Annotated in this window: 25 protein-coding genes; 14 read left to right on the forward strand and 11 right to left on the reverse strand. The window is 61.5% G+C overall.

The window, feature by feature from the left end; translation table 11 throughout:
• Window position 1: 1 nt before the first annotated feature.
• The 9 genes from AACH39_RS02670 to AACH39_RS02710 are packed head-to-tail and all read left to right on the forward strand — an operon-like array spanning window position 2 to window position 5,652.
• Entirely contained in the window at window positions 2–490 is a 489-nt protein-coding gene (locus AACH39_RS02670) for an OmpH family outer membrane protein (protein WP_252346215.1), read from the forward strand.
• A 47-nt stretch (window positions 491–537) separates the two neighbouring features.
• Window positions 538–1,584: a UDP-3-O-(3-hydroxymyristoyl)glucosamine N-acyltransferase gene (gene lpxD, locus AACH39_RS02675; protein ID WP_338620823.1), complete on the forward strand. Its 1,047-nt coding sequence runs from the start codon at window positions 538–540 to the stop codon at window positions 1,582–1,584.
• On the forward strand, window positions 1,577–2,032 hold the full coding sequence (gene fabZ / locus AACH39_RS02680) for a 3-hydroxyacyl-ACP dehydratase FabZ (protein ID WP_215782566.1): 456 nt from the start codon (window positions 1,577–1,579) through the stop codon (window positions 2,030–2,032). The genes lpxD and fabZ overlap by 8 nt, the downstream gene beginning before the upstream one ends.
• 1 nt (window position 2,033) lies before the next feature.
• Window positions 2,034–2,819, forward strand: coding sequence for an acyl-ACP--UDP-N-acetylglucosamine O-acyltransferase (gene lpxA / locus AACH39_RS02685; RefSeq protein ID WP_215782565.1), 786 nt, complete (start codon window positions 2,034–2,036; stop codon window positions 2,817–2,819).
• Window positions 2,820–2,822: 3 nt separating this feature from the next.
• Entirely contained in the window at window positions 2,823–3,989 is a 1,167-nt protein-coding gene (lpxB, locus tag AACH39_RS02690) for a lipid-A-disaccharide synthase (protein ID WP_215782564.1), read from the forward strand.
• A gap of 2 nt (window positions 3,990–3,991) precedes the next feature.
• Window positions 3,992–4,573: a ribonuclease HII gene (gene rnhB, locus AACH39_RS02695; RefSeq protein ID WP_215782681.1), complete on the forward strand. Its 582-nt coding sequence runs from the start codon at window positions 3,992–3,994 to the stop codon at window positions 4,571–4,573.
• Window positions 4,574–4,582: 9 nt separating this feature from the next.
• Complete coding sequence (locus AACH39_RS02700) at window positions 4,583–5,059, forward strand: DNA-deoxyinosine glycosylase (RefSeq protein ID WP_338620824.1); 477 nt, start codon at window positions 4,583–4,585, stop codon at window positions 5,057–5,059.
• Between the two features lie 22 nt (window positions 5,060–5,081).
• A complete protein-coding gene (locus AACH39_RS02705) occupies window positions 5,082–5,300 on the forward strand; it encodes a hypothetical protein (RefSeq protein ID WP_215782562.1) in 219 nt (72 codons plus the stop codon).
• 4 nt (window positions 5,301–5,304) lie between these two features.
• Window positions 5,305–5,652, forward strand: coding sequence for a 2Fe-2S iron-sulfur cluster-binding protein (locus AACH39_RS02710; protein ID WP_338620825.1), 348 nt, complete (start codon window positions 5,305–5,307; stop codon window positions 5,650–5,652).
• Here the strand turns inward: AACH39_RS02710 and AACH39_RS02715 are convergent.
• The 7 genes from AACH39_RS02715 to AACH39_RS02745 all read right to left on the reverse strand — a co-directional run bounded on the left by AACH39_RS02715 (window position 5,598) and on the right by AACH39_RS02745 (window position 10,590).
• On the reverse strand, window positions 5,598–6,074 hold the full coding sequence (locus AACH39_RS02715; RefSeq protein ID WP_338620826.1) for a hypothetical protein: 477 nt from the start codon (window positions 6,072–6,074) through the stop codon (window positions 5,598–5,600). The genes AACH39_RS02710 and AACH39_RS02715 overlap by 55 nt on opposite strands.
• Window positions 6,075–6,155: 81 nt before the next feature.
• Entirely contained in the window at window positions 6,156–7,649 is a 1,494-nt protein-coding gene (fliD, locus tag AACH39_RS02720) for a flagellar filament capping protein FliD (protein ID WP_338620827.1), read from the reverse strand.
• Window positions 7,650–7,802: 153 nt separating this feature from the next.
• Window positions 7,803–8,453, reverse strand: coding sequence for a DUF1345 domain-containing protein (locus AACH39_RS02725; protein WP_338620828.1), 651 nt, complete (start codon window positions 8,451–8,453; stop codon window positions 7,803–7,805).
• A gap of 8 nt (window positions 8,454–8,461) precedes the next feature.
• Window positions 8,462–9,604: a DUF2827 family protein gene (locus tag AACH39_RS02730; RefSeq protein WP_338620829.1), complete on the reverse strand. Its 1,143-nt coding sequence runs from the start codon at window positions 9,602–9,604 to the stop codon at window positions 8,462–8,464.
• A 14-nt stretch (window positions 9,605–9,618) separates the two neighbouring features.
• Window positions 9,619–9,879 (reverse strand): hypothetical protein, encoded by a 261-nt coding sequence (locus AACH39_RS02735; protein ID WP_338620830.1) that lies wholly within the window; start codon window positions 9,877–9,879, stop codon window positions 9,619–9,621.
• Between the two features lie 3 nt (window positions 9,880–9,882).
• Complete coding sequence (locus tag AACH39_RS02740) at window positions 9,883–10,272, reverse strand: phage holin family protein (protein WP_215782555.1); 390 nt, start codon at window positions 10,270–10,272, stop codon at window positions 9,883–9,885.
• A 3-nt stretch (window positions 10,273–10,275) separates the two neighbouring features.
• Window positions 10,276–10,590 carry a DUF883 family protein gene (locus AACH39_RS02745; protein WP_215782554.1) on the reverse strand — a complete coding sequence of 105 codons (315 nt, stop codon included), beginning with the start codon at window positions 10,588–10,590 and terminating at the stop codon, window positions 10,276–10,278.
• 304 nt (window positions 10,591–10,894) lie between these two features.
• On the opposite strand from AACH39_RS02745, the gene cysK reads away from it, so the two are divergent.
• Window positions 10,895–11,881, forward strand: a complete 987-nt coding sequence (gene cysK / locus AACH39_RS02750) for a cysteine synthase A (RefSeq protein WP_215782553.1) — start codon at window positions 10,895–10,897, stop codon at window positions 11,879–11,881.
• Here the strand turns inward: cysK and AACH39_RS02755 are convergent.
• From AACH39_RS02755 to AACH39_RS02765, 3 genes are all read right to left on the reverse strand, one after another.
• Window positions 11,815–13,986, reverse strand: coding sequence for an FUSC family protein (locus AACH39_RS02755; RefSeq protein WP_338620831.1), 2,172 nt, complete (start codon window positions 13,984–13,986; stop codon window positions 11,815–11,817). The genes cysK and AACH39_RS02755 overlap by 67 nt on opposite strands.
• Window positions 13,987–14,027: 41 nt before the next feature.
• Window positions 14,028–14,477: a universal stress protein gene (locus AACH39_RS02760; RefSeq protein ID WP_215782551.1), complete on the reverse strand. Its 450-nt coding sequence runs from the start codon at window positions 14,475–14,477 to the stop codon at window positions 14,028–14,030.
• Between the two features lie 114 nt (window positions 14,478–14,591).
• Window positions 14,592–14,936 (reverse strand): metalloregulator ArsR/SmtB family transcription factor, encoded by a 345-nt coding sequence (locus AACH39_RS02765; protein WP_215782550.1) that lies wholly within the window; start codon window positions 14,934–14,936, stop codon window positions 14,592–14,594.
• Between the two features lie 92 nt (window positions 14,937–15,028).
• Here AACH39_RS02765 and AACH39_RS02770 point away from each other — a divergent pair, with 92 nt between their 5' ends.
• The 3 genes from AACH39_RS02770 (at window position 15,029) to mscL (ending at window position 16,638) form a co-directional block, all read left to right on the forward strand.
• Window positions 15,029–15,220 carry a DUF2892 domain-containing protein gene (locus AACH39_RS02770; protein WP_215782549.1) on the forward strand — a complete coding sequence of 64 codons (192 nt, stop codon included), beginning with the start codon at window positions 15,029–15,031 and terminating at the stop codon, window positions 15,218–15,220.
• A 143-nt stretch (window positions 15,221–15,363) separates the two neighbouring features.
• Window positions 15,364–16,113 carry a GGDEF domain-containing protein gene (locus tag AACH39_RS02775; RefSeq protein ID WP_215782548.1) on the forward strand — a complete coding sequence of 250 codons (750 nt, stop codon included), beginning with the start codon at window positions 15,364–15,366 and terminating at the stop codon, window positions 16,111–16,113.
• Between the two features lie 63 nt (window positions 16,114–16,176).
• Window positions 16,177–16,638: a large-conductance mechanosensitive channel protein MscL gene (gene mscL / locus AACH39_RS02780; protein WP_215782547.1), complete on the forward strand. Its 462-nt coding sequence runs from the start codon at window positions 16,177–16,179 to the stop codon at window positions 16,636–16,638.
• On the opposite strand, the gene AACH39_RS02785 is transcribed toward mscL, so the two are convergent.
• Window positions 16,626–17,792: a citrate synthase family protein gene (locus AACH39_RS02785; protein ID WP_338620832.1), complete on the reverse strand. Its 1,167-nt coding sequence runs from the start codon at window positions 17,790–17,792 to the stop codon at window positions 16,626–16,628. The two genes, mscL and AACH39_RS02785, sit on opposite strands and share 13 nt — an antisense overlap.
• A 94-nt stretch (window positions 17,793–17,886) precedes the next feature.
• Between AACH39_RS02785 and AACH39_RS02790 the strand changes: the two genes are divergently transcribed.
• A complete protein-coding gene (locus tag AACH39_RS02790) occupies window positions 17,887–19,287 on the forward strand; it encodes a CoA transferase (protein ID WP_338620833.1) in 1,401 nt (466 codons plus the stop codon).
• Window position 19,288: the final 1 nt, after the last annotated feature.

A 19,288-nucleotide genomic window follows, 5' to 3' on the forward strand; every position in this document is an offset into this window, starting at 1 on the left:
TGTGAAACCGATCAAGTGGGTAGGACTCGTTGCAGCCATGATGCTGTCCTGGCAGTGTCAGGCTGATGATTTCAAGTTGGGTTATATCAACATCGATCGCGTTTATCGCGAAGCAGCGCCTGCGCAGGCCATCATGAAGCGCCTGGACCAGGAGTTCGGTTCCCGCCGGGAGGAACTGAAAGCCCTGCAGGCCAAGGGCAAGATGCTGGAGGCCCAGCTGGTCAAGCCGGATCTGCCGGACGCAGAGCGCAAGAATGATCAGCGCGAACTGGATTCGGTCATCCGGGAATACAATGCCAAATCAGCGTCGCTGAGCGAAGACTTCAATCAGCGTCGCGCCGAAGAGTTCGCTGCTTTCCTGCAGCGAGCCAACCAGGTGGTGCGCGATATCGCCGAAAAGGGGCATTACGACCTGATTCTGCAGGATTCGGTCTATGTCAGTCCGAAGTTTGATCTGACCGATACCTTGCTGAAGGCGCTGGATAAATAAACCACTTACCGTCGGGAGAAGCCGGCCCCGGGTCGGCTTTGTTTTTGATGTCCTATACCTTATCGCAAATCGTTGAGCGCCTCGGAGGCGAGCTGCGTGGCCAGGATCTGGCGGTGACGCGCGTTGCACCGCTGGAGGAGGCCGGTCCGGCAGAGCTGAGTTTCATCACGCATGCCAAGTACCGCAAGCAGCTGGAAAGCAGCGCAGCGGGGGCGATCATCATTTCGCCGCGTATTCTGGAAGCCGTGCCGGTCGATCGTCCGGTGATCGTGACGCCCGATCCTTACCTGTTTTTTGCCAAGGTGGCGACGCTGTTTCATCCGCCGAAGGCCGCGATGGCCGGTATCCACCCTTCCGCCGTCATCGGCGAGGCGTGCCGCATCGCCGCCAGCGCGGAAATCCGCGAGCAGGTCAGCATTGGCGCAAGAGTGACCATTGGCGAACGTTGTCGCCTGATGCCGGGCGTGGTCGTCGGGGACGACTGCGTGCTGGGGGATGACGTCGTTCTCTACCCCAATGTCACGGTTTACCACCAGTGCCTGATCGGTAACCGGGTCGCCATTCACTCCGGTACGGTGGTCGGTGGCGATGGCTTCGGCCTTGCCTGGACCGGACAGGACTGGTTCAAGATTCCCCAGACCGGCCGCGTGATCATCGAAGAAGACGTTGAAGTCGGCGCCAATACCACCATTGACCGTGGCGCGCTGGCCGATACCGTGATCCGTCGCGGCGCCAAGATCGACAATCTGGTGCAGATCGCCCATAACGTTCAGATCGGCGAATACACGGCCATTGCCGGCTGCGTCGGCATTGCCGGCAGTACCCGTATCGGGGCCTATTGCACCGTCGGTGGTGCCGCCATGTTTGTCGGTCACATCGAGATTGCTGATCGTACCCATATTGGTGGCGGCACGCTGGTCTCCAAATCTATCCGCCAGGCGGACAACTATGCTTCATCGTACCCGTTGTCCACCATGAAAGACTGGCTGTCCAATGCCGTGCATCTGCGTCATCTCGATGAGCTGGTGCAACGGGTCAAGCAGCTGGAAAAAGAAATCAAAACCATCAAGAACAAGGACGTCCCGAATGACTGAACATGCCGTTTCGATCGATGTGCGCGAAATCATGCGCTACCTGCCACATCGCTATCCGTTTCTGCTGATCGATCGCGTGGTCGAGTTCGAGGCTGACAAGCGCATCCTCGGTCTGAAGAATGTCACGATCAACGAGCCGTTCTTTCAGGGGCATTTCGAGCATTATCCGGTGATGCCGGGGGTGCTGATCATCGAGGCCCTGGCGCAGGCGGCCGGGGTGCTGGCCATTCGCAGTGCCGGCCATGAGCGCAAGGAAAACGAACTCTACTTCTTTGTCGGTATCGACAAGGCACGCTTCCGCCGTCAGGTGGTGCCGGGCGATCAGCTGACCCTTGAAGCGGTACAGTTGCACAGCAAGCGCGGCATTGCCAAGTACAGCGCCATTGCGCGCGTCGGGCAGGAAATCGCCTGCGAGGCGGAAATCATGTGTGCCCAGCGGGAGGTGTGACATGAGCGCGTCCGCACGCATTCATCCGACGGCCCTGATTGATCCGGCCGCACGCCTGGCCGATGACGTCGAAGTCGGGGCCTACAGCATCATCGGGCCGAATGTCGAGATCGGCAGCGGCAGTCGCATTGGCCCGCACGTGGTGATCGAAGGGCACACGCGGATTGGCCGCAACAACCATATCTTCCAGTTTTGTTCGCTGGGCGCCCAGCCGCAGGACAAGAAATATGCCGGTGAACCCACCCGTCTGGAGATCGGTGACAACAACACCATTCGCGAATTCTGCACGCTGAATACCGGGACGGCCCAGGATGTCGGGGTGACCCGCATTGGCAACGACAACTGGATCATGGCCTATGTGCACATCGCCCATGACTGCCAGGTCGGCAATCACACCATCCTGGCCAACAATGCCACGCTGGCCGGCCATGTGCATCTGGGTGACTGGGTGATTCTGGGCGGCTTTACTGCGGTGCATCAATTTGTCATTATTGGCGAACACGCCATGACAGCGTTCTGCAGTGCGGTGGCTCAGGATGTGCCGCCGTTCGTCATGGCGCATGGCAATCGTGCCGTTCCCTCCGGCATCAATAGCGAAGGGCTGAAGCGACGCGGCTACTCGCCAGAGGCGATTCGCAGCGTCAAGAACGCCTACAAAACGCTGTACCGGCAGGGGTTGCCGTACGAGACGGCACGTGAGCAGATTCTATCCGAGGCGGCAGCCAGCGCAGAACTGGCACCGTTTACCCGTTTCTTTGCGCTTTCGGAGCGCGGCATTATTCGTTAAGCCATGCCAGAGATCACTCATAACTACGAAAAGACCCTGCGCGTCGCGATGGTTGCCGGCGAGGCATCCGGGGACCAGCTGGGCGCGCAGTTGATGGAGGCCATGATCCGCCGCTATCCGCGGATCGAATTTTTCGGGATTGGCGGTCCGCAGATGGAGGCAAGGGGGATGCGCTCCATGGTGCCGCAGGAAAGGCTGGCGGTGATGGGCTATGCCGATGTGCTCAAGCGGCTGCCCGAGCTGCTGCGCATCCGGCGCGATCTGCGCAATTTCCTGATCAAGTCGCGGCCGGATGTCTTCGTCGGCATTGATGCGCCGGACTTCAATCTGGCGCTGGAGACCAAGCTCAAGCAGGCCGGCATTCCGACCGTGCACTATGTGAGCCCTTCGGTCTGGGCCTGGCGCCCCGAGCGCATCCAGCGTATCGCGCGGGCGGTCAGCAAGGTGTTGTGCCTGTTCCCGATGGAGCCGCCGCTGTATAGCAAGGCTGGTGTGCCGGTCTCCTATGTCGGGCATCCGCTGGCCAGTGAAATTCCGCTGACCACCGACAAGGAAGCGATGCGTGAGCAGCTCGCCCTGCCGAAGAACGCACCGATTTTTGCCCTGTTGCCCGGCAGTCGCCTGAGCGAACTGGACTTCATGGCCCCGATCTACATCGAAACGGCCAGGTTGCTGCTGAAGAAGTTTCCCGAGGCGCAATTTGTCGTGCCGCTGGCCACACGCGCCACGCGGGACCGCTTCGATGCCATCCTGACCCGCATGAAAGCCTGGGAGCTGCCGATCCGCAAGTTGTTCGGTCATGCCCAGATGGCCGTGATTGCCAGCGATGTGGTGCTGGTCACCAGCGGAACCGCCACGCTCGAAGTCGCCTTGTGCAAGCGGCCGATGGTCATCAGCTACAAGCTCTCCACGCTGACCTACTGGATGGTCAAGCATAAATTGCGTCTGCCGTATGTCGGCTTGCCAAACATCCTGTGTGAACGGCTGGTCGTGCCGGAGCTGCTGCAGAAAAATGCCCGGCCGGAGAAGCTGGCGGCCGAGCTGGAACGCATCTATCAGGACAAGGACTATCAGGAAGAGCTGTCCGTGCTGTTCGACGAATTGCAGCTGCGCCTGCGTATGGATACTTCCGGGCAGGCAGCGCAAGACGTGCTGCAACTGGCGCTGTGAGCCTGATTTGCGGTGTGGATGAGGCCGGTCGTGGCCCGCTGGCCGGCGCTGTGTTTGCTGCCGCCGTGATCCTGGATCCGGCCAGACCGATCGACGGCCTGGCCGATTCCAAGGTGCTGAGTGAGGCGCGCCGCGAGGCGCTGGCCTTGCAGATCCGCCAGCAGGCGTTGTGCTGGAGTATTGCCAGCGCCTCGGTCGAAGAAATCGATCGTCTCAATATTCTGCAAGCCACCATGTTGGCGATGAGCAGGGCCGTGGCCGGGCTGACGCAGCAGCCGGACAAGGTGCTGATCGACGGCAACCGGGTGCCCAAGCAACTGACCCTGCCGGCCGAGGCCATCGTCAAGGGGGATGCCCTGGTGGCGGAAATCTCCGCGGCCTCCATCCTGGCCAAAACCGCCCGAGATGCCGAGTTGATCGAGCTGGACGTGCGCTGGCCGGACTACGGCTTTGCCCGCCACAAGGGCTATCCCACCCCCGAGCACCTCGCGGCCATCGCCGCGCATGGTGTACTGCCCGTCCATCGCAAGACATTTGGCCCCGTGCGCAAGATGCTCGGTCTGCAGCAGGGCGAACTGTTCTGAGGAGGACGTGTGGATCGCTGTTTTCCACCCCGGGTCAATGCTGATACGCGCGTGCTGCTGCTGGGGTCGCTGCCCGGCAAGGCCTCTCTGGCTGCCGGGCGCTATTATGCCCACCCGCGCAATCAGTTCTGGCGTCTGTTGGGCGATCTCCTCGAGCTGCCGCTGATCTCCCTGCCTTATGAAGCGCGTATCGACCAGCTGCTGGCTGCCGGCATCGGGTTGTGGGATGTGGTGGGGGCTGCGGTGCGCAAGGGCAGTCTGGATGCCGATCTGCGCCAGGTGCAGTACAACGATCTGACGAGTTTGCTGGGTCAACTGCCTGCGCTGGTGGCCGTTGGTTTCAATGGCCAAACCGCGGCGCGGGCGATGCCCGTGCTGGCGGCCAGCGGCCTTGCCTTGCTGGCCTTGCCGTCTTCCAGTCCGGCCTACACGCTTTCCTATGACAAGAAACTTGCCCAATGGTGTGAAATTAGGCGATATTTGTAGTCAGAACTAATAGGGGCATGTGATGAATCGTTACTGCATCTGGTTTGTAACTCCCGACGACAGTGTGATGCGCCGGGCGGAAGTGGCTTTGAACGGGACCATTCACTGTCATCAGGCGCTGGAAGAAATCGAAGCGCAACTGGCGGTTGACTGCGGACTGAGCCAGGTGATGATTGTTGACTGGAAGCGATTCGAGGCTGAAGAGCCGGTGGCGTCGCCGCGAGCTGCCCGCGTCGCCTGATGGCATGCCGCAACTGAGTTTTCGCACCGAATCCGGTGAGATCTTGCTGGATATCTTTGCCCAACCGGGCACGCTGTTACTGGATGTGGCGCGCGCCAACGAAGTGCCGCTGCACTGGCGCTGCGGCCAGGGAACTTGTGGTACCTGCCGGGTGCGTGTCGTGCACGCTCATCAGCCCGGTATGGTGTCGATCACCCCCAAGGAAAGAAATGTACTGGTGCGCCATGGCTGTCTGCCCGCCAGTGCGCTGGCCTCGCTGAATGTGCCTGATCAGGCCGACAGCTGGCGCCTGGCCTGTCATCTGCCTCTGGATGACAGGGACTGGATCGTGATTGTTCCTTCGCCCGTCTGAAGGCGCTGCCACGATTGTTGCCATACCTGCAGGTCAGCCTGCACCGGCATGTCGCAAAACAAGTGAATGTTCCCTTCCTCATCGATCAATCCCCGTATGCGCTCGTGACGCTGGCAGATCTCAAAGCCAGGATTGCCCCCCTGCTGATGCAGGCTGCGGTTGATGCGCAGGGCATAGCCGCCGAATGCTGTGCGCTGCCAGTCCTGATGATGTAGTCGAATCTGCCATGTCTGCGGCCTGGTCAGCGAGCGCCACAGCACCAGCGCAATCAGCACCTGTCCGGCGAGCAGCAGCGCATCGGCGACAGGCAGGTCAATTTGCCAGTACAGCGGAATCAGCAGCATTTCGGCGCCCATCAGGCACAGCGGACGCAGAATGCCGGGCCAGCAGGGTAGGCGGGACTTGCGGGATGACTTTAGCATTGACATGCGATCTGTTTAATATCGCGGCATTATTTTAAAGGCGCAATTATTCGCTTTAGTCAGCTGTCATGTCAAGAAGGATCAGGCTACCGCAGAGAAGCCGCTGCTGCCTAGCTGGCCAAGATAACCCACCAGCTGTGCCTGTACCGAGAAAGGCTGGCTGAGGGCCAGCACATTGGCGTATTGATTCAGCGCGGCAATCTGCGTGCCGGTCAGGCGTCCGGACTGGATGGAGGTACCCCGGTTCATCTGGTCGATCAGCGTGGCCAGGTTAAAGGTGTTGCCGCTGGCGTAGCCGATCAGGGTGTTGTTGCTGATGACCTGTTTTTGCAGGGCCGTCACACTGGCCGGCAAAATGCCGTGCCCGGCCCCGGCATAATTGCGCGACAGATTGATGAAGCTTTGCGAAGCCAGCGTCAGCAGGTTGGCTGCGCCGGTCTGGTCCAGATTGTAGGCAAAATTCAGGCTATTGCTGTTCACCGTCAACATGCCCACCTGGCCTGCCGATTGGGGCTGCTGAAACTGCAGCCCGATCTGATTCAGGGTGATCAGCGTTGAGCTGTTATTGCTATAGGTATCCAGTGCCGTTGCATTGAGCGAGTTGGCCAATTGTCCGGTGACGGCGTCATATTCCAGCGCACCGCCGGGGATTAGCAGATTGTTGATGTCGGCGCGCAAACTATTGAAAGCCGTAGCCAGGCTTTGCACATTGGTGGACAGGGTGTTCTGATCCACCCCGACCGAAATGGTGGTGGAGCCGGTGGACAGCAGCGAGGCGCTGACACTCGAGGCCAGTGTGATGCCGGTGTTGCTGCTGCTGGTGGCGCTGGTGCCGTTGACACTATAGGCGGCATCCGTGCCCGATTGTGCCAGCACCATGTTCTTGCCGGCGCCGCTGCTGCCGGTTGGGTCGTAGGCCAGTTGGGACAGGCCGGCGTTGTCCGTATTGTTGCCATCGCCATCGCTGCTGACGGTAATGCTGTAGTTGGCCGTGCTGCCGGTTTTGGTGCCGGTAAACAGCAGGCGGTAGCCGCCGCTGTCCTGTACCACGCTGGCATTGATCCCGGCGCCGGCGCTGTTGATGGCACTGGCGATGCTGCTTAGTGTGCCGTTGCTGATGCTGATCGAGGTGGGTGAAGAACCATCGGAGGCAAACGTATTGCTGCCCGAATTGTAGGTGCCGGTCTGGATGGACAGGGTACCGCTGCCAATCACTGTGCCGGCGCTGGCAAATGTCGTGCTCTTGACGGCCTGTGCCTGGGCCAGCGAACTCACGCTGACCTGATAAACCCCTTTTTGTGCGTAGGAATAAGCCGAAGCCGTCGCCACGGCGCTATTGCTGCTGACCGTATTCATGGTGCTGTCGCCATAGGCGAACTGCTGTAGCGCATACATGAAATTCGACAGGCTGGAGAGCAGTTGCCCATAGGAGGAAATGACCGTCTGGTCGTGATTGTTCTGACTGGCGGCATTGCCGATGGCGGTGGTGGTGGCCAGACTACTGCTGGCCGAGCTCAATGCTGAGTAGAGGCCAAGCGGTGAACTGAGCGAGGACAGGCTGTTCAGAGTGCTCATGATGTCATACCGGTAACATGCATCGCAGTTTAATCATAGATAAAATGATTAAAGTTTCTGCAGAGATTGCCGATATGGCGGATAAGGTCAGTTATATTTTTCTGCAAGGAAATAACGCGATCGCAAGGCGGGCGCTGCTGGCGCCCAGGAAAGTCAGCTGATCAGGCTGGCGGCCACATTGATTGACATGGCCAGAATGCTGGTGTTGAACACAAACGCCAGTATGGATTGGGCCAGCACCAGGCGCCGCGCACGGCGATTGAAAGGTGCGATGTCGGCGGTTTGCGAGGCCACGGCGATGGTGAATGCAAAGTAGGCAAAATCCCAATAGTCCGGACTGGCCGGCCGATCCGGGAAAACCAGCGGTCGTGCATCCTCCCGTGCGCCGTAATACAGATGGGCGTAGTGCATGGCAAACATGGTCGGCACCAGCAGCCAGGCGGCGAGCAGGGTACTGGCGGCCAGCACCAGATGGGTGCTGCGCGCCAGTCCGTGCAGGTCCTTGGCATTGGCCAGCTCCAGCACAATCGCCAACAGACTCATCACCACCCCGACACAGACACAGGTCAGCACCATGGCGGCACTTTCATCCTGGATGCGGGCGACATGGCGAATGCGTTCCGGTGTTGCACGCAACATCATGGTCAACAGCGACAGCAGATAAAACCAGCAGCCACCGTTCCAGGCCAGCAAGACGCGCGTCAGCACCGGTCGGTCCGTTGGCAGCAAGCACATCAGCAGGGCCGCGAGCAGGATGGCCAGCAGTAATCGCGGACGGGCAGTCAGCAAGGATTTCGGGTTCATGGTGAAGGTCAGTTGCGCCGGGCTGCCAGCAGCTCGTGGATGCGCTGCATGTGGCAACGCTGGTTGTCGGGGTGGCCGATGTCGACCCGTGCCAGCAGCCGCTCGGTCTGCTGACGGTAGTGCAAGGCATGCTGATCATGCTGGCGAATCGCGCTCAGCAGCGCCTGGGCACCGGCGTTCGCATCAAAGTCCGGGTAGTAGTAGCCATAGTCGCGCAACCAGGGTGAGTTGTGAACCAACGGGTAGCCGCCATACAGCACGTCGTAATACAGGTAATTCAAACCGTTCTCCCATTGATGCGATACCACGACATCCGTATAGCGACCCAGGAACATCGGAATACGGTAACGGGCCTCGAAAGAGGCTACTTTGTCGCGGCAGACGCTCAGGGCGGCGGTCAGGTCACGAAAACTCGGATGCGACGTCAGGCCGCTGGTATTGGTGACGTAGACGGCCGACAGGGCCCCCGGATCCTTGCGATAGGCGGCTTCGCAGATCAGCAGGGGGGTCATGAAGGTTTTGATGACATTCAGGTTGGGCTCGAAGATCGCAACCCGTCTGGCGCCGTTGCCCGGCTGGTAGCCAAAATGGACGTCCGGGTCGGTGCGCGCCAGATTGTCCAGCTCCTGGCGGATAAAACGAGGGCTCCAGATATGCGGCATGATCCGCACCGGGGCGCGAAGCGCCAGCTCCCAAAAGTGCCGGCAAGTCTTTTCGTGCTGAGGCTGGGTCCAGATTTCGTCGAATACCGTGCCGTTGAAGGCCGATCCTGCCGGCAAATCGAAGCAGATCCGTTCGGCATCCATCACATAGTCATTGCCGCAGCGATAGGCCAGGACGATGCCGCCGCGACGGTGGACCTGCTCGGCCTGGGCGGGCTGAACCTGCGCCCCGCCTTCGATCAGAACGTCCAGCTGCTCGGCCACCTCCTCGAAACGGACCAGCGGCAGTGTCGGCTCAGCCAGGCGCAGGGCAGGCGGCAGCGTGTCGGCATCGCCGCCGTTGATCAGCCAGATCTGCCCGGCACCTGCCTGACGTAACAAATGAAACAGCAACAGCACATTCTGCAAGGTGCCGTTCGACCAGATCGAATAGCCTGGCTGATGCGTGGCAAACCAGGTGATACCAATATTGGGTGCGGGGGAGGTCATGTGGCGGCCGGCAGTCAGCGTGATTTGAACCAGCCCGACAGGGTGCGCCAGATGCCGAGCGAGCCGAACAACAGCCGCAGGATGCGCCACCAGCCGCGCCGGCGGCCACCCTGCCGGCCTCCCAGACCGATCAGCTGTGGCAACAATCGGCCCAGTAAACCGGTCAGGGAAAGGGTGTGCTGCAGTTGCTGCAGTTCCAGCCCAAGTTGCATGCGCAGGGCGTCGCCCTTGACCAGCAGCAGGGTCTTGCGCAATTCACGCTCTCGACGATTCATCGGTCAGTCCTGCAGCTTGAATAAGGTCTGGCAATCCTTGCGCACCTCTTGCAGCGTGGTCGCGAAGGCGGGCGGTTGATGCTGCAATGCGTGCATCAGACGCCAGAGCAGCAGCAGGCAGCTCAGTGCCGCCACCAGGGTCACGCCGGCCAGCACCCAGGCGCGCCAGGCCGCAGGGGTGAGCACCACCAGCAGCAGCAAGCCGGCCATCATGGTCAGCAGCAGGGCGCAGAATGCCGCGAAGGCCAGCAGCAATTGCGCCAGCAGCGCTTCTTTCTGCTCGCGCGCCTCAATGCTGAACAACTCGGCGCGGACCAGAAACAAAGAGACCGCCCGGTCCAGCAACGAACGAATCGTACCGGCTCGGGCGGGGCGTGGCGAGGAATCCGTCATGGCTTAGCGGCGGGAGATCAGCATGCCGAGCAGCAGGCCCACGCCTGCGGCGATGCCAATCGATTTCCAGGGATTCTCGTGAACGTACTGGTCGGTGGCCTTGGCTGCGGCCTTGGCTTTGCCGGCGATCAGTTGCTCGGCTTCGATCAGACGGGTTTTGGCCTGTTTCAGGTTGGCGCCGATGCGCTGACGTAATTCGCGCACCTTTTCACCCCCTTCGTCACCGGCACTGTTGAGCAGGTCTTCGGTATTGGACAGCACCTGACGGACATCCTGCAGCAGCTGTTCGTTATCGGCTGTCATGGCTTGGTGTGGCATCAAGAGGCTCCTTGTCGCAAGAAAAACCTTGTTCGGATGGCTGTCTGGCGCCGGTTTCATGACGAATTTCCTGAAACTCCGCGACAAACTATGCCATTTGTATGAGGCTGACTTCAATATAGTACGCTATCTCCGCCGGGGATGTGAGATGGATCAATTCCCCCCTTTGGCAGGGCGTGCCAGGCCGTGCGGCAGGCAGTATATGCGCATTTTGCAGGCTATTATGATTTTTTATTCTTTTGAATTATATAAATGAGCGTATAAAGTAGGTTCCCATACGGATCGCCACTCAGGAGAACATGACATGGCCCAATGGTTTGCAGACAACTCCCAATCGATCGGCAATACGCCGCTGGTACGACTCAACCGCATCGCCGACGGCGCCCCCGCGACGATTCTGGCCAAGATCGAAGGCCGTAATCCGGCTTATTCGGTGAAGTGCCGCATTGGCGCCGCCATGATCTGGGATGCGGAAAAGCGCGGTCTGCTCGGCCCGGGCAAAGAGCTGATCGAGCCGACCAGCGGCAATACCGGGATTGCGCTGGCCTTTGTGGCTGCTGCCCGCGGCATTCCGCTGACCCTGACCATGCCGGAAACCATGAGCATCGAACGGCGCAAGCTGCTGCTGTCTTTTGGTGCCAAGCTGATTCTGACCGAAGGTGCGCGCGGAATGAGTGGCGCCGTCGCCAAGGCAGAAGAAATTGCCGCTTCTGATCCGGATCGCTACGTCCTGCTGCAACAGTTCAAGAACCCGGCCAATCCGGCCATTCACGAAGCCACCACCGGTCCGGAGCTGTGGAACGCCACCGATGGTCAGATTGATATCTTCGTGTCGGGTGTCGGGACCGGCGGTACCATCACCGGCGTCACCCGCTACCTGAAGCAAACCCGCGGCAAGGCCGTGCGCTCGGTGGCGGTCGAGCCGGCTGCCAGCCCGATTCTGACCCAGACCCGTGCCGGAGAGCCACTCAAGCCCGGCCCGCACAAAATCCAGGGGATTGGTGCCGGATTTGTCCCGGGGGTGCTGGATCTGTCGCTGATCGACGATATCGAGCAGGTGAGCAATGAAGAAGCGATCGAATTTGCTCGCCGCCTGGCGCGCGAGGAAGGTCTGCTGTCGGGTATCTCCTGCGGTGCCGCCGTGGCGGTGGCCGTGCGTCTGGCCAAGCGGCCGGAAAATGCCGGCAAGACGATCGTGGTGGTCCTACCGGACTCCGGCGAACGCTACCTGAGCTCGGTCTTGTTCGAAGGTGTCTTCGATGCGGCCGGCCTGCCGGTCGAGACCGCCTGAGCGGCACGGCGCCGATGAGCACTGGTCTGGCTGGCAGTTTGCAGCCTGGCCAGTGCCTGAATCATGAGTACGGTACATTCACTCAGATTGACCTCCATGGCCGGCTGATAGCTGTCCGGCACCCGTTGTTGCTGCAAGATCTGCAGCGCCTGCTCAATATCCTGCCTTTGCCTTGCCGTCAGCCCCTGGGCCAGTTGCTGGCGAGCCAGGGGCGCACCGAGTGTCAGCAGCAAGTGGCCGAGCAATAGCAGATCCTGTGTATCCTGTTCGCCGAGATGTGTTTCCTCCGGTTCCAGCAGCATATTGTCCCGGGTCGTCGCCAACTGCATCAGTGCCGTCAGTGCATCACGCTGGGCTGCACGCCAGGCAATCAGTTGCTCCCCGTTCAGCGTCGCCAGCCCGCCCAGCCAGGCAATCAGTGCCGACATCAACCCTTCGCTGCGACGCCGGATCTGTGCGGACTCCCAGTCCGGACTCAGGTGACAGACCAGCAGGGCAATGACCGCGCCCAGCGCGGTATCCAGCAGCCGGGCCTCAATCACCCGCGCCTCCGGCACCAGCAGGTAGTACATCCACACCAGCATCATCGAGAAAAACGTCGCCGCCAGCAGATAGTCCAGCGCAGCCAGCCCCAGCCCGAGCATCAGGCTGAGGAAGGTCAGCCCGAGCAATAGCCAGGGATCATGACTGAGCGCCAGCACGCCGACGGCCAGGGCACAGCCCAGGACGGTGCCTTTGACGCGCTGGATGCTGCGCTGCCAGCTCTGACCGAAGCCGGGGCGCAGTGCAACCACGACGGTCAGGACGATCCAGTTGTCGTGGGTGCCGTGGCGCCAGGCCGCCAGCCAGAGTGCCAGCAACACGGCCAGGCTGAGTCTGGCTGCATAGGAAGTGGCCGGCCGGGCCAGCCAGTTGGCCGGCTTGCTCAGCAACGGGGCCGGCGCGCGATAGAAATGCATCACCTGGTGGATGTCAAAGCCGCTGGTGTTGCTGGTCGAACGCAGGTCACGCGCCAGTTTGGCGATCAGGCGGCGCATTTCGCGAATCCGTTGCACGCTTTCTTGCAGATTGGCGAGCACCGGTGACGGCAGCGTGGGCGCGACGGACTGCAGGTTTTGTTCCAGCTGCTGCAGTCGCGCCGGCTCCAGGCCAAAGCGGTGCAGTTGCCGGTGTGTCGACAATGCCATGGCGATTTCATCCAGCAAGCCCGCGCCATGATTCAACACATCGCGCAACTGACGCAGTAGCGGGTGGCTGGCCGGAGGCTGGCGCAACGCAGCAAAGTCGGTGTGTGCGGCGACCACCAGGTCAAACAGCGCGACACAATCGGCCATCAGATTGTAAAGCTGCCACTGCGCGGGGGAGAGCGATTCGGGGGGCTGCCGGCTCAGCTCCCCCAGAATCAACTCGCGTGTCAGCAAGTGACGCTGCTGCTGCCGATTCTGCGAAGCCAGCAAAGCCATGCTGCCTTGCCTTGGGGAGATGGCAGGGTCGTAGCACAAGGCGCGGGCGCGGAACTGCTCGGCCGTGGCAAACAACTCATCGGCCAGCGCACGGCGATGCATCTGATGCCGAAACAGCCGGCAGATCGTCAGGGCAAAGGCCACATACCAGAGCGCCCCGATGACGACGCCCTCCAGATAGGCCAGTTCGTAATCCAGTTGCTTGCCACGCAGGCTCAGGGCCACCGCCATCGTCATGACGGCATTCAGACCGATAATCCCGCTTTTGAGGCCAAACTGCATGGCGTAGGCCCCGGCGGCACTGATCAGCAACGCTGCCAGCCACAGCCCCGGCTCGCTGTGCATGGCCAGCGTGATCAGGCTGGCGCTGGCGATGACGGCCAGGGCGCACCACAGCATTTCCCTGCGCTTGCCGGATAACGGACCGGGCAGGTCGATCAGGCCGACATACAGGGCGCTGGTGGCGGCGGCGAGGCCGCTGACCGGTCGGTCCAGCCAGACAAGCAGCAGCAGGCAGGGCAGAAATGTACCGAGGGCGACACGCAGCGACCAGAACAGTGACTGGCCGTAAACAAATTTGCGGCTGGCATGCAGCAGGCGGGCGAAGCGGGGAGGCAACAAGGAGGTATCCGGCTGAGACATGGCTCACCGTGGTGAGCCATGTGACGATGGGCCGTCGGACATCAACGGTCGTTCGAGGTACGGATCAGCAGAGTGGGAATGGACGCGGCGCGCAGCACGCCTTCGGCCACGCTGCCCAGCAGCAGGCGCTTCAGTCCGGTCCAGCCATGGGTGTTCATGACGATCAGGTCGGCGTCCCAGGCCCTGGCATCTTCTGCCAGCACGTGCGGAATCTTGTCGACCCAGTTTTTCAGGACCTTGCACTCCGACGGCACATTGAACGACTGGGCCAGTTGCTTGGCCTGCAGCAGAATTTCACTCTGGCCATCTGCGACTTGTTGCATGTCGGCAGCCGGCACGAAGTCGGTATTGCCCCAGCCCGGTTCGCTCATATTGGCCACATGAACGATGCGCAGGGTGCCGCCGCTGACCTGGGCCAGCTTGCATGCCTCGGTCAGCGCCTGAAAAGAAGCTTCACTGTTGTCTACAGGAACAAAAATGCGTTGATACATTTGTCTCTCCCGAGAAATGAGCCCGCTGCCGCTGCCTCTGTTTGCGCGCACCGTCAGCCGACCATGGCCATAACATATCACTCCCCCGGAGGCGGGACAAATGTCCTGCCGGTCTTACTGCCCGCCGGCCTGACGGATCAGGTTGGCAAACTCGTGCTGCTTGTCCAGCTGGCGCAGCAGGTTGTCACAGACCAGGTCGCACAGGGCGTAGATATTCGGGTCGCTGATACCATAGTAGACACTGGTGCCGCGCCCCTGGCGCGATACCAGGCCATGCTTGGCCAGCAAGGACAGGTGTTTGGAAACGTTGGCCAGCGTGCATTGGCAGACCTGCGCCAGTTCGCCGACGTTGCGCTCGCCGTTGCGCAGTTCGTTGAGGATTTTCAGGCGGGTCGGTTCGGCCAGGGCCTGAAAGTACTGGGCGACCTGAACCAGTGCCTGATCGGGTAATTGCGCCATGCGATGCTCCGGACATGCCAAAGTAAACTTGAGTATTCAAATTATTGGTCAAATAATGAAATAGAGCAATGTCCCCTCGTCAAGGAGCAGCCATGCAAACCAATGTCGGCAGTATTGATCGTCTGTTACGTATCCTTCTGGGGGTGGTGCTGATCGCGCTGGTGCTGGCTGGCGTGATCGGCCCCTGGGGCTGGCTGGGCGTGGTACCGCTCGCGACCGGTCTGATTCGTTTCTGCCCGCTGTATCGCCTGATTGGCTGCCAGACCTGCCAAAAACAACCCTAGGCGTGCCGTTGCCAGCAGGATAGGCTCACTTTTTCTGTAATCTGGCTTAAAAAGAAGGAAGAACCCGCGGCCAGCCACGGGTTCTCGCCTCGTTCTGCGGAACGCTTCCCGCCCCATGGCGGATGATCAGCCAGGAAACGTCCATGCTCTATCCCGTGCGCCTCGCGATGCTGTATTGCGCCCTGACAGCACTGTTTGTGCTGTGCTTCACGCTGGGCTGGAATGAACAGACACGTGAAGGCATGTTGCTGTTTGGCTGGGGCTATGTGGTGTTGTCGTCTCTCGGCTGGTGGTGGCTGCTGCGGCGTGAGCATCGCTACTTCGAAGCTCACCAGGCCAGGCTGATCAACGATGCCATTCATGATGCCCTGACCCAGCTGACCAATCGTCGTGCCTTCCTCAGCAACCTTGAGTCGGCGATTCATCGCTCACGGCGCCATCACACCCGGCTTGGCCTGGCCTTCATTGATCTGGATGGCTTCAAGATGGTGAACGACATCTACGGGCATGGGGCCGGGGATGTGTTGCTGATTGCCGTTGCCCGGCGCCTGACCGAAACCGTGCGCAAGGGCGACCTGGTTGCCCGTGTCGGCGGAGACGAGTTTGTGGTGTTGGTCGAGCCCGACAAGCAGGAAGGTTGTGAAATCCTGGCCAAACGCCTGCTCAAGGCATTTCAGCAGCCCTTCGAACTGGCCGGCCAGCGCTTGAATATCTCGCTCAGTATCGGGGTGGCGTTTTTCCCTGATCATGGTGAAGAGGCGGCCCAATTGCTGACGGCGGCCGATCTGGCCATGTACCGGGTGAAAAAAGGCGGTCGTGATGGCTATGCCGTGGCCAATGAAGCCGAGTCGCGCGGCTTGCCCAGTTCAGACCATGACACCTTGCCCAGTTGAGAAGCATTTGCCTTTGCGTCTGCATACGGCAAAATGGTGGCCTATTCAAACAAGGGCGAGACGATGAAACTGCTGGAAGAATTCAAGGCGTTTGCAGTCAAGGGCAATGTCATCGACCTGGCGGTCGGCGTGGTCATCGGCGGGGCGTTCGGCACGATCGTCAAGTCACTGGTCGACGATGTCATCATGCCGCCCATCGGGCTGCTGATCGGCAACGTCGATTTCAGCAATCTGTTCATTGTTTTGCGCGAGGGTGGCAAGCAGGCCGGTCCCTATGTGTCGCTGGCGGCGGCAAAGAGTGCCGGGGCGGTCACGCTGAATATTGGCCTGTTCGTCAATGCGCTGGTCAGCTTTACCATCGTTGCCTTTGCCATTTTCATGCTGCTCAAGCTGATCAACCGTCTCAAACGGGAAGAGGCCGCCGGACAAGTGGCTGCCCCTGCCGGCAAAACCTGCCCGTTCTGCCGCAGCGAGGTCCATGCCGAAGCCAGTCGCTGCCCGCACTGCACCTCTCAGCTGGACTGAACCGGCGGCATCGGCCCGCTGTACTGCGCCCTTGGCCGGATCGGCTGCCGACTGGTGCGCTGCTCGTCGATATGGGCCAGCCACCCGACGCTGCGGCCGAGGGCAAACAGGCCGAAAGCCGCCCCCTCGGGCAGCGCCAGCGAGCGACACAGTGCGACCAGGGCAAAATCCAGCGAGGGCAGCAAGCCCGTGCTTTCGGCCATATGGCGCTGCAGCTGCTCGCTGACATGATCCAGCGTCAACCCTGACAGGATCTGTCGGGCGCGCGGATCGCCCTGCGGGTAGAGCGGGTGACCAAACCCCGGGATGTCTTCGCCGCGCAACTGGCGTGCCGTCACGGTGTGCGCCACATCGCCTGTCCCGATTTCCTTCAGCAGCGCCATGACGCGGGCGGTGGCACCTCCATGACGCCCGCCGGACAGCGTGGCCAGGGCGGCAATCAGTGCCGAGCGGGTGCTGGCACCGCTGGCAGCTGCACAGCGTGCGGCAAAGCTGGACGGGTTGAGCTCGTGATCGGCGCACAGCACCAGCGCCATGCGGACCCGCTCGGCGTCCCGCTTATCCAGTCCCCAGGCCTGTGCACACCATTGATGCAATGGCAGTCCCGGTAACCAGACATCACATAGCGCCGCTGCCAGCGTGGCCATCAACTGGACATGATTACCCGCCTGCCGGGCAGGCGTTGCCGTGCCGCAGTCTGCCGGCAGATCGGCACTCAGGGTAACAAAACGCGTCAGCAACCATTCCGGGTCGGCCAGTCTGGCTGAGGTACCGGCAGCTTGCCATGCCCGATCTGTCGGCAGTGGCAGGGAGGGGGTCTGCCACAGCAGGGCGGCCAGTTGTTCCAGCGTGACCTGTTGCGCCAGCAGGGCGGCATCGTGGCCACGGAAGAACAAACGTCCCTGATCGATCAGCGTGATGGCCGAGGGCAGTACCGGCAAACCCCAGTCCAGCGCGGTGCGCGCGACATCACGCGATTTGCGCCCGCGCCGACGCTGTTGCTGCAGGGTCTGGACTTCATGCAGCAGATACCGTCTGGCACGGGGCGTATCGCCAGGCAGCGTATGCAGCAAGCCACGGCTGACATAGGCATACAGGGTGGACAAAGTGATGCCGAGGCAGTCGGCGGCTTCGCGGGCCGTCAGGGTTTGCATGGTCATCGCCCTCATAGGTTGATCGAATCAATCAAGATTGACTATATATTGGCAGCCCTTACAGTGGTAGCTCTGACTCGTATGGAGCCTTGCCATGTCTACTCAGTTCTCTAATGCCCGCCACATGCTGCAACAGTTCTGGCTTGCGGCACAGGGCGATCCAGCCTGGTGCGACCAGGTCGATTTTGTCGCCGAAGGCCAGTTGCCTTCTTGTTACCCGGTCACCGATCTGGCTGCCGCCGCCGTCGCTTCGGCGACGCTGGCGCTGGCAGAGTGGCGCCAGCTGAGTCAGGGTCTGAGCGGTCGGGTAGAGGTCGATCGGCGGCTGGCCTCGCTGTGGTTTGCCAGCTCCATCCGGCCTCAGGGCTGGGCCTTGCCGCCCAGCTGGGATGCCTTGGCGGGGGATTATGCGACGCGCGATGGCTGGATCCGCTTGCATACCAATGCGCCACATCATCGTCAGGCTGCCTTGCAGGTACTGGCAGTGACTGCCGATCGTGCCGCCGTGGAGGCGGCGGTGTCCGGCTGGGCCGCCGAGTCGCTCGAGGCGGCAGTGGTCGCGGCCGGTGGCTGCGCCGCCGTAATGCGCAGTCAGCAAGACTGGGAACGCCATCCTCAGGGGCGGGCGCTGGCCCGTGAGCCCCTGTTGGCCATTGAGTCTTTTCACGCAGGCAGTGCGCGCGACTTGCCCGTCGATCCGCAGCGACCACTGGCCGGGGTGCGGGTGCTGGACCTGACCCGGGTGATCGCCGGGCCGGTGGCGACCCGGTTTCTGGCCGCCGCCGGGGCCGAGGTGCTGCGCATCGACCCGCCCGGCTGGCACGAACCCTGGGCGGAGCAGGAGCTGACGCCGGGTAAGCGCACTGCGCGACTGGATCTCAAGTCACGCGACGGGCTTGAGCAGCTCTGCGCCCTGTTGTCGGGGGCCGATATCCTGGTGCATGGCTACCGGGCCGATGCCCTGGCGGCACTGGGGCTGGATGCTGCGCGCCGTCGCGTACTGCAGCCCGCTCTGATCGAGGTGGCACTGGATGCTTATGGCTGGTCCGGACCGTGGGCGTTACGGCGAGGCTTTGACAGTCTGGTGCAGATGAGCTGCGGGATTGCCGAAGCCGGTATGCGTCTGGGGGGCAAGTCGCGCCCGACACCACTGCCGGTACAGGCACTGGACCATGCCACGGGCTATTTACTGGCCTGTGCGGCCCTGAGGGGGCTGAGCCAGCGCCGACTGGACGGGCAGGTATGGCGGGCGAACAGCTCGCTGGCCAGGGTGGCCTGCTGTCTGCAGCAGGCGGGGACCAGTGTGCAGGGAATGGGCGCGGCGGGATGGACAGAAACCGGGGCGGATTGGGCTGATTACACAGAACAAACGGCGTGGGGCGCCGCACGGCGCCTGAGAATGCCGGCGCAGATCGATGGTTTTGCCTGGCCGATCGTCAGCCCGGCTGGCGCGCTGGGCAGTGATACGCCCGTGTGGCACGCCCGGAACGGATGAT

The sequence above is a fragment of the Paludibacterium flexuosum genome, assembly GCF_037076605.1.
In the GTDB taxonomy this organism is placed as follows: domain Bacteria; phylum Pseudomonadota; class Gammaproteobacteria; order Burkholderiales; family Chromobacteriaceae; genus Paludibacterium.

Excerpts from the sequence above, each read along its gene's own strand:
- lpxD (WP_338620823.1), top strand. The coding sequence starts at position 538 with ATGTCCTATACCTTATCGCAAATCGTTGAGCGCCTCGGAGGCGAGCTG.
- fabZ (WP_215782566.1), top strand. The coding sequence starts at position 1,577 with ATGACTGAACATGCCGTTTCGATCGATGTGCGCGAAATCATGCGCTAC.
- lpxA (WP_215782565.1), top strand. The coding sequence starts at position 2,034 with ATGAGCGCGTCCGCACGCATTCATCCGACGGCCCTGATTGATCCGGCC.
- lpxB (WP_215782564.1), top strand. The coding sequence starts at position 2,823 with ATGCCAGAGATCACTCATAACTACGAAAAGACCCTGCGCGTCGCGATG.
- AACH39_RS02705 (WP_215782562.1), top strand. The coding sequence starts at position 5,082 with ATGAATCGTTACTGCATCTGGTTTGTAACTCCCGACGACAGTGTGATG.
- AACH39_RS02710 (WP_338620825.1), top strand. The coding sequence starts at position 5,305 with ATGCCGCAACTGAGTTTTCGCACCGAATCCGGTGAGATCTTGCTGGAT.
- AACH39_RS02715 (WP_338620826.1), bottom strand. The coding sequence starts at position 6,074 with ATGCTAAAGTCATCCCGCAAGTCCCGCCTACCCTGCTGGCCCGGCATT.
- fliD (WP_338620827.1), bottom strand. The coding sequence starts at position 7,649 with ATGAGCACTCTGAACAGCCTGTCCTCGCTCAGTTCACCGCTTGGCCTC.
- AACH39_RS02725 (WP_338620828.1), bottom strand. The coding sequence starts at position 8,453 with ATGAACCCGAAATCCTTGCTGACTGCCCGTCCGCGATTACTGCTGGCC.
- AACH39_RS02730 (WP_338620829.1), bottom strand. The coding sequence starts at position 9,604 with ATGACCTCCCCCGCACCCAATATTGGTATCACCTGGTTTGCCACGCAT.
- AACH39_RS02735 (WP_338620830.1), bottom strand. The coding sequence starts at position 9,879 with ATGAATCGTCGAGAGCGTGAATTGCGCAAGACCCTGCTGCTGGTCAAG.
- AACH39_RS02740 (WP_215782555.1), bottom strand. The coding sequence starts at position 10,272 with ATGACGGATTCCTCGCCACGCCCCGCCCGAGCCGGTACGATTCGTTCG.
- AACH39_RS02745 (WP_215782554.1), bottom strand. The coding sequence starts at position 10,590 with ATGCCACACCAAGCCATGACAGCCGATAACGAACAGCTGCTGCAGGAT.
- cysK (WP_215782553.1), top strand. The coding sequence starts at position 10,895 with ATGGCCCAATGGTTTGCAGACAACTCCCAATCGATCGGCAATACGCCG.
- AACH39_RS02755 (WP_338620831.1), bottom strand. The coding sequence starts at position 13,986 with ATGTCTCAGCCGGATACCTCCTTGTTGCCTCCCCGCTTCGCCCGCCTG.
- AACH39_RS02760 (WP_215782551.1), bottom strand. The coding sequence starts at position 14,477 with ATGTATCAACGCATTTTTGTTCCTGTAGACAACAGTGAAGCTTCTTTT.
- AACH39_RS02765 (WP_215782550.1), bottom strand. The coding sequence starts at position 14,936 with ATGGCGCAATTACCCGATCAGGCACTGGTTCAGGTCGCCCAGTACTTT.
- AACH39_RS02770 (WP_215782549.1), top strand. The coding sequence starts at position 15,029 with ATGCAAACCAATGTCGGCAGTATTGATCGTCTGTTACGTATCCTTCTG.
- AACH39_RS02775 (WP_215782548.1), top strand. The coding sequence starts at position 15,364 with ATGCTCTATCCCGTGCGCCTCGCGATGCTGTATTGCGCCCTGACAGCA.
- mscL (WP_215782547.1), top strand. The coding sequence starts at position 16,177 with ATGAAACTGCTGGAAGAATTCAAGGCGTTTGCAGTCAAGGGCAATGTC.
- AACH39_RS02785 (WP_338620832.1), bottom strand. The coding sequence starts at position 17,792 with ATGCAAACCCTGACGGCCCGCGAAGCCGCCGACTGCCTCGGCATCACT.
- AACH39_RS02790 (WP_338620833.1), top strand. The coding sequence starts at position 17,887 with ATGTCTACTCAGTTCTCTAATGCCCGCCACATGCTGCAACAGTTCTGG.